Source organism: Burkholderia sp. Bp9004 (assembly GCF_003858025.1).
In the GTDB taxonomy this organism is placed as follows: domain Bacteria; phylum Pseudomonadota; class Gammaproteobacteria; order Burkholderiales; family Burkholderiaceae; genus Burkholderia; species Burkholderia diffusa.
On the sequence record NZ_QTQD01000037.1, the window covers coordinates 70,135 to 76,733 of the forward strand.

The 6,599-nt window shown below is 62.5% G+C and carries 2 protein-coding genes; both read left to right on the top strand.

What is annotated here, in order from left to right:
* Positions 1-78: 78 nt before the first annotated feature.
* A complete protein-coding gene (locus DIE08_RS30455; protein WP_124905290.1) occupies positions 79-981 on the top strand; it encodes a hypothetical protein in 903 nt (300 codons plus the stop codon).
* 72 nt (positions 982-1,053) lie between these two features.
* Positions 1,054-6,599 (top strand): filamentous hemagglutinin N-terminal domain-containing protein (locus DIE08_RS30460; protein WP_124905292.1); only part of this gene is annotated, 5,546 nt, incomplete at its 3' end.

A 6,599-nucleotide genomic window follows, 5' to 3' on the forward strand; every position in this document is an offset into this window, starting at 1 on the left:
CGTAGCTGGGGTGAACCGAGCGGGGTGTCGATCTCGACTCGGTGTCTTGTTGATCGTCAATCAGAAGAAGGAAGAACTATGCAGCACCTGTACGAGAAGCATCGGCTTTTGCAAGCTGCGACGGCAACGTTTGCGGTGGTGGCAGCGCTTGGCCTGAGCGCATGTGGCGGTGGTGACGACGGTGGTAGCGGTGGCAGCGCGGCATCGAGTGGCGCGTCGTCGAACGGAGCGCCGTCGGGTAGTGCGTCGTCTTCGACGGGGATTCGCGTGGAAGGGCAATCCCAATCGATCTCGAGCCAGGTTTCGACGGTCCGCATTCTGATGCCGCCCGCATCGTGGAACGGTGGACAGATGCCGAACGGGAATTACACGCTCAGAGCCCTGTCCCAGCCGACCGCGTCGCTCAAGGAGCAGGCGCCGGGTGCCCATGTCGCGATTCCGTACGACTCCTCGGGCACGATCAAGACCCTGACCAAAGGCATCGTGACGGACATCGCCGGCAATGGCGACATCGCCATCGGTCGCTGGGCGGATGGCGCCGATTCGGCAGGCGCGACGTACAACGCCAACCAGGGGCAAGTATGGGCAATCGGTGTGCCGGTTGCGATCGACACGACGTCGCCCGTGCAAATGCAATGCTCGCTGGCCTTCGCAACGCGTCCGACGTCGACGGACGGCAATACGGCGCCGGGTTCACTGAATGGCGCCACGGCGACGCTGACGAGCGGTACCGATACCTTTGGTAATTCGACCATCAACTACACGCTGAATCTGCAGTACTCGATCGGTAGCGACCAGAACCAGTCGTTCGTCGGAAGCTCTGCGATTGGGCTGACGGAGCTGAGCTCGAAAACCAAATCGACGCTGATGAGCACGGTCATGGGCACGGACGCGAAGCAACCGTATCTGGTGGTGTCGTACGGCATCCCGGCCGCGACGACGGGCAACATCAACGGCCTGGTGGCACTGAGCTGCAAGTAACGTGAGTAGGGGCCGGTCATTCACGCGATGCGTGGAAGGCCGGCCTGACATGCATTCAAGAATAAAACGATCATGAATTCCGGAATCTTTCGTTTGGTCTTCAGTACCGTTCGCGGCATGCTGGTAGCGGTTGACGAATACGCATCGGCGCACGGGGGCGGTGAACGCGCTCGCGTGCGGCCAGCCACTCGACCTATGTCGGTGGATTCCGGAATCTCGATCTGGTTTGCGGCACGCGCAACCGCGTTTGCCGCACTCTGTACGTTCGGCATGCAGCCGCTCGTTGCCGAAGCGCAGGCAACGCTGCCGATCACGCCCGATCGAAGCGGTCCGACTCATCCGGTCGTCGGGGTGTCGGCATCGGGCGTACCACTCGTCAACATTACTGCACCGAAGAACGGCGTCTCGCTGAACAACTTTACGCAGTACAACGTCGGGACGAAGGGAGCAGTGCTGGTCAACAGTGGCCAGAATTCGCAGACGCAGCTCGCCGGCTGGGTTCAAGGCAATCCATTCCTCGGCAACAACGCTGCGCGTGTGATCGTCAACCAGGTCACGTCGGGTAACCCCAGTCAACTGCTCGGGCCGACCGAGATCGCGGGCAATCGCGCGAATCTCGTGATCGCCAACCCGGCAGGCATCACCTGTGCCGGTTGCGGCTTTCTGAATGTTCCGCGTGTCACGCTGACGACCGGCGTGCCGACTTTCAATCCGGACGGCACGTTGGCAGGTTTCAACGTGACGCAGGGGCAGATCGGCATTGCCGGTGCCGGGCTCGATGCGCATGGCAGTGCGATCGACCTGATCGCTCGCGCGATGACGATCAACGGCCAGGTGTGGGCGGATTCGATCAATGCAGTGGCGGGGGCGAACCGGGTCGACTATGCGAGCAACACCGCGCAGGCACAGACCGGTACCGGTGCCGCGCCGGGCGTCGCGATCGACGTGCAAGCGTTGGGAAGCATGTTTGCCAATAGCGTCCGGATGATCGGGACGGAGGCCGGCGTGGGTGTGCGAGACGCCGGTTCCGTCACTTCACTGACTGGCGATATTCAAGTGTCGAACAACGGCGATGTGACGATCGCGCCGACGGCGCGTATTCAGTCGGCCGCGAACACTCGGATCGATGGCGCCCACGTCGCCCAGCAAGGCACGATTGTCAGTACGCAGGCCACCTATCTGAACGCGTCCCAGGCACTGTCGAACGCCGGAACGATTTCGTCGGGCGGCAACACGAACCTCACAGCCGCCACATCGTTCAACAACAGCGGGCAGGCATACGCGGGTGTGGATTCCGCAGGCAATCTCGTTGGCGGTGGCTCCGTCACGGCACGCGCCGCGAATGTGACGAGCAGCGGCACGCTGGCAGCGGGCGATAACGTCAATCTGTTCGCAAACGACGTTACGCTCGATCAGGGAACCGTGAACGCGGCCAGCGCGGTCAACGTCACGACGAACGGCACGTTGTCGAATGTCGCCGGCACGATGAGCGGACAGAACGTGACGCTGAGTGCGGGGCAACTGGTCAACAATTCCGGCACCATCAGTTCGCACAGCCTCGCGAACGTGGCCGCGCAATCGGTTTCGAACCGGTCCGGGACGTTGGCGGCGGACGCGCTGTCCCTGAACTCGGCTGGCGCGCTTGACAATACGCAGGGGCAAATGACTGCGCGCACGGCGCAGATCGCTGCAACCGACCTCACGAATGTGGCGGGCGAGATTGGCACATCGACGGGCGCATTGATGTTGACGGCGACAGGGAACGTGTCGAACGACAACGGGAAGATCGCCGGTGGCAATGGTCTCACGCTGACGGCGAATGCGGTTTCCAACGCACAGGGCCAGATCGGCTCCGTGGCGGGCAATACCTCGCTCGACGTCACGCAATCGCTGAACAACGCAAACGGCAAGGTTGCGTCCGGTAACGATCTGTCGATTCACACGACTCATCTCGACAACTCGGCTGGATCGGTTAGCGCACACGCCGCACAGATCACGGCGACCGATGTCGTCAATACGGGCGGCAAGATCGGCACCACCGATATGCTGACCGTGACGGCGACGGGCGCCGTCTCGAATCAGTCCGGCGCGATAGTCGGTGGCAATGGTCTGTCGGTGACGGCAAACAGCGTTGGCAATGCGGCAGGCGCGATCGGATCGGCCGCCGGCGACACGACGCTGCGTGTGACGAAGTCTCTGACGAACACCGGCGGTACGGTGAGTTCGGCCAATGCGCTCATCGTTGCAAGTGACGCGACCGACAACTCGAACGGCAGTATGACGGCCGTGCGCGGCGCACAAATCCAGACGGGGGATCTCGTCAATGCGGGCGGCCAGATTGGGTCATCGTCGGATGCATTGTCGTTGATCGCAACGCGCACGGTGTCGAACGACGGCGGCAAGCTGGTTGGGGCGACCGGGCTCTCGGCGACAGCCGCCACGCTCAGTAACCGAGCAGGCCAGATCGGCACATCCAGCGGCGACATGGCGCTGACCGTCTCGCAGGCACTCGACAATACCCAGGGCAAGATTGCTGCGGCCGGCACGCTGAACACGCAGGCCGGTGCGTTCGACAATTCGCAAGGCGCGGTCTCAGCGGATGCAGCGAAGCTTAATGTTGCAGGCGCATTGACGAATGCAGGCGGCACGATCGCGACGACACACGACACGACCGTGGCGGCGCAGACCGTTACGAACCACGGTGGCACCATCGGCTCCGTCTCCGGTGCGTTGTCGGTGGCGACATCCGGTACGACGGACAATGCAGGGGGCAAGCTGCTGGCGTCGGGTGACACGACCCTGACCAATTCGGGCCTGCTGAACTCGGGCGGTACGATCACGGGGGCGAACGTCACGCTCGCGTCCGGACCGGGCGCGATCGACAACACGCTCGGCAACGTGGCGGCAAGCCAATCGCTGACGAGTCGATCGGGGGCGTTCGATAACCGGTCGGGGTTGGTGCAGGCAACGGGAGCGGTTGACATCGATACGCACGGCCAGACGTTCGACAACGGCGTACTGGCAGGGCAATCCACGGGTGGTCAGGTTCTCGGTAATGGCGTCACGCTGACAACGGGGGCGCTGAGCAACGCAGGTGGTGCGATTTCGTCGAGCGGTGCGGCAACCGTCAACGCCGCATCCGTGACGAACGATGCGGGTTCGCTCGTGGCGAACGGCGCACTGACCATACGAAGCGCCGGGACGGTGTCGAACGTGGCCGGCCAGATAGGCGGCAACAGCGATGTAACGGTGTCCGGTACGACGGTCGACAACACGCGTGGGGCCATGCACGCGAGCGGCACGCTGTCGGTGACGGGCGATACGATCCGCAACGCGCAGACTGCCAATTCAACGCTGCCGACGACCGCAGGCGTGCCGGGACTGACTGCAGGAATGGAAGGCGCAAGCGTCACCCTTGACGCCAACCAGGCGATCGACAATACGTCCGGATCGATTCGAGCAGACAAGGGTGCGAAGCTCACCGCACCGATCATCGACAACACGTCGGGCAGCATCCAGTCGAAAGGCTCGGCAACGTTGACGGCATCGAATACGCTGGTCAACAGCCGGGGCGACATCAATGGCGGTCAGCAACTGACGGTCTCGACCGGTACGCTGAACAACGACGGCAAGCTCCAATCGGCGGGCGACGTCAACGTAACGACGCAAGGCGATCTGACCAACACCGGCCAGATCGTAGCGGGTCACGATCTGACGACCACGGCCGGCCGCACGCTCGACAACAGCGGCACACTGTCGGCCGGCAATGTTGCCAATGTGAGCGCCAATTCGATCCAGAACCGTGCGACGGGCGAGATTTTCGGTGGCAACGCGACCAACGTTCACGCGAACCAGTCGATGACGAACGAAGGCCTGATCGATGGTGGCACAACGACGGTGACGGCAGGTGACACGATCACGAATGCCGGTGGCCGGATTTACGGCGACACGGTCGCGGTGGGCGCGAACACGGTTGTCAATGACCAGAATACCCAGGGTGTCGGTGGCGTGATCGCTTCTCGCGGGGATCTCGACATTGGTGCCCAGACGTTCAAGAACCAGAACAACGCGCTGATTTACGCGAGCAACGACATTCGTGTTGGCGGCGCGCTGGACGCGAACCATCAGGCAACCGGTGCTGCGCAGACCGTGACGAACAACGGCGCGCAGATCGACGCCGGTCGCGACATCACGATCAGCGCAAACCGGTTCGAGAATCTGAATTCGAACTTCCAGACCTCGACGGTCACGACCGACAGCGGCAACCAGTTGTGGTACCAGGTGCCGGGTTCGACCGAAAAGATCGACCCGTCGACCGTTTACCTGTACCAGAAGAACAGCCAGGAAATCCATCCGGGCACGGATTACCAGTGGGCGCTGGACGACGACCAGAAATTCATTCTGCTGCCGTCGACCAAATATCCGTTTGCCGAGTATGCGAAGTACACGATGAATGGGGTGGCGGGCAAGATCGATAACACGGCGTATCCCGCAAGCAATTTCGGTACGGGAGCTTGGGCGTCTCAGACTGGCGCGTATCGAACTGTGCCGGCTGACATCTGGACGACGTTCGGTGTGACGCCGCCGCCCGACGCAAATCCGGCATGGACCACATCCGGACCGTTCTGGATGTCGGCGATTGCAGGTTCGTTTGCCGGTAGAAGCAACGTCGGTAGTGACTGGTTTGCCATCAAGCCCCCCACTGAAGCTGATGTAACGGGGGCAAAACCGGATCCCTTCGGTCGGCCGAGCCCTTCGTGCCTGACGTCAACGAATGCAGCATGCGCCCCGTTCCAGCAGTGGTACAACGCCACGGTCGCCGCTTACCAGAAGCTGGATCAGGTGCTGGTCGGCTATAACGCGGACGTCCGGAGCCGGCTTGTACAGACCTACACCGTCTATACGGTCGACGTGAAATCGACCAAGGACGTGGTAACGGCGTCGCAACCCGGCACGATCACCGCTGGCCGTCATATCGCGATCAACACGCCCTCCGGCGTCAACGACAAGAGCCAGATCGTGGCTGGCGACGGCAACCATCCGATGAACGTGCAGAACATCGGTGCGACCGGTACCGAAACGTTCACGGGCTCGGGCAAGGCGATCTATACATGGGTCCAGTCCGGCGGCGCCTTCAGCGGTGACGAACGCGCGACCTCGACGACCAACTACTCGCCGGCTATTCCGTCACAAACGATCGATCTGCCGGTCGTGCTGACCGATCCGGGCAAACCGTCCAATCCGATCAAGAGCGTGGCGGCGGCGACGTCCGCTGCGCAAGGTGCGAGCGGTACCGGCGTGACGCCAGTAGCGGGCAAGGACGTTGGCGGCGAAGTACGGGTCGGCTCGGGTGTGTCGGACGTCGGCGTCGGGACCGTATCGGCCGTGAAGGCCAATGTCGGCAATGTCGTCGTGCGCACGGTCACGCCCAACACGCGTTTGCCCAACAACGCGCTGTATCAGGTGGCGAGCGACCCGGGCAGCCACTTCCTGATCGAGACAGACCCGCGCTTTACCGATTACCGGAAGTGGTTGTCGAGTGACACGATGCTGGATGCGCTCAAGGTCGACCCCAATACGGTCCTCAAGCGCATCGGCGATGGCTTCTACGAGCAGCA

Bases quoted from the DNA above. Each gene is read 5' to 3' on its own strand.
- DIE08_RS30455 (WP_124905290.1), top strand. From the start codon at position 79: ATGCAGCACCTGTACGAGAAGCATCGGCTTTTGCAAGCTGCGACGGCA.